The organism is Sphingobacterium shayense (genome assembly GCF_013179575.1).
GTDB lineage: Bacteria > Bacteroidota > Bacteroidia > Sphingobacteriales > Sphingobacteriaceae > Sphingobacterium > Sphingobacterium shayense.
In genome coordinates, this window is record NZ_JABMCQ010000319.1 from 1 (window position 1) to 1,482 (window position 1,482).

A 1,482-nucleotide genomic window follows, 5' to 3' on the forward strand; every position below is an offset into this window, starting at 1 on the left:
AATGGACCATGGACGGAATCGTATTTTAATAAATGGGCAAGGGTAGTTGTATCGGTCGTGTCATTGATGGCGATTACTGAAAGTTCTTCTTGCAGACCCCGCCGATATATGTTGCGTAAAGTATTACGACCTATTCTACCAAAGCCATTGATTGCAATGTTCATTACTTTGTAAGCTCCGCTAATATAAAACTAATCTCTTTTTCACCTTCCCAGTGGTTTTTAAGTACGCCATCGGCTCCATAAATATAGTTTGCTGGGAACTGCTCCGGAACGTGAATTTTCTGAATAAATTCTTGGTTTCTATCATATAGAACTTCTACGTTTGGTTTATCAACCAACTCTTTGCCAAATGTTTCAAGGAAAGATGCCATCAATGCTGGTTCATTCATCGAAACGAAATAAATGTTGAGATCTTTTAGTTTCTCATAATTCTTAGCGAGAAGTCCCGTTTCATGTTGACAGTGACCACAGTTTGGATCGAATAACATAAAAACCGTAGTTTTCCCGGACGGTATGTCAGCTTTCGTAAATTCGATACCCGATTTTACTTTATAAAATTTAAAATCAGGAAGTTGCTTTGCTACATCTTTGACCAAAGCTGGTGCCTGGGTATTAGGAGAAGGTGATTGAGGATGAGCTGACGACGCATTAGCTTGCGGCTCTTGTTGAACTTGCTGTGTCGCGTTGTTATTTGTGCCTTCTGATTGACAAGCTGTTAAGCTTGAAATCAACGCCAAGGCAACACTGCTGTATAAATATTTTATCATTAGCGTATTTCTTTATTTCCAAAACTAGGAAAAAAACTGACAATGACCTAGCTAAATTATGGGAAATGATATTAAAATGAGCAAGGGCCCCTACCGTCGAGTAGGGGCCCTTGTTAGACTGTTTTGTCTAGTTAAACTTATGGTGTCACTACTTTTGGCTTTGCAGCTTTTTCTTCGGCAAAATCCCCTTTTTTACCTAAATCATACACCGCTGGTGCAGCTAGGAAAATTGATGAATAAGTCGCCACAATGATACCTAATAAAATTGCAAATGAGAATCCACGAATTACCTCACCTCCAAAGACAAATAGTACAACTAATACAAATATAATTGTCAATGAAGTAATGATAGTACGACTCAACGTGGTGTTGATGGAATGATTTACGACTTCTCCAAGGTCAGTGTTTCTACTACGTTTTCCGCTTAAATTTTCACGAATCCTATCAAATACTACCACCGTGTCATTTACAGAATAACCAAGCACGGTTAGAATAGCAGCGACGAAATGTTGATCGATGTCAAGAGAGAACGGTACAATACCATCTAGAAGGGAGAAAACACCCAGGAGGATGATTCCATCGTGAACCGTTGCTATTGCTGCACCTGCTGAATATTGCCATTTGCGGAAACGAACTAAAATATAAATGGCTATAATGATGATTGCAAATACCGCTGACCATATTGCTCTATCCTTAATATCAGAAGCAATACT

3 protein-coding genes are annotated in these 1,482 nt (G+C 38.9%); all 3 read right to left on the bottom strand.

Going from position 1 to position 1,482, the window contains the following annotated elements; translation table 11 throughout:
• The coding region (locus HP439_RS19080; RefSeq protein ID WP_246229427.1) for a glyceraldehyde 3-phosphate dehydrogenase NAD-binding domain-containing protein at positions 1-164 on the bottom strand (164 nt) is incomplete at its 3' end.
• Positions 164-769 carry a TlpA family protein disulfide reductase gene (locus HP439_RS19085; protein WP_172391910.1) on the bottom strand — a complete coding sequence of 202 codons (606 nt, stop codon included), beginning with the start codon at positions 767-769 and terminating at the stop codon, positions 164-166. The genes HP439_RS19080 and HP439_RS19085, both read right to left, overlap by 1 nt.
• A gap of 137 nt (positions 770-906) precedes the next feature.
• Positions 907-1,482: protein translocase subunit SecF (secF, locus tag HP439_RS19090; protein WP_172391911.1), on the bottom strand; the 576-nt coding region annotated here is incomplete at its 5' end.

Excerpts from the sequence above, each read along its gene's own strand:
- HP439_RS19085 (WP_172391910.1), bottom strand. The coding sequence starts at position 769 with ATGATAAAATATTTATACAGCAGTGTTGCCTTGGCGTTGATTTCAAGC.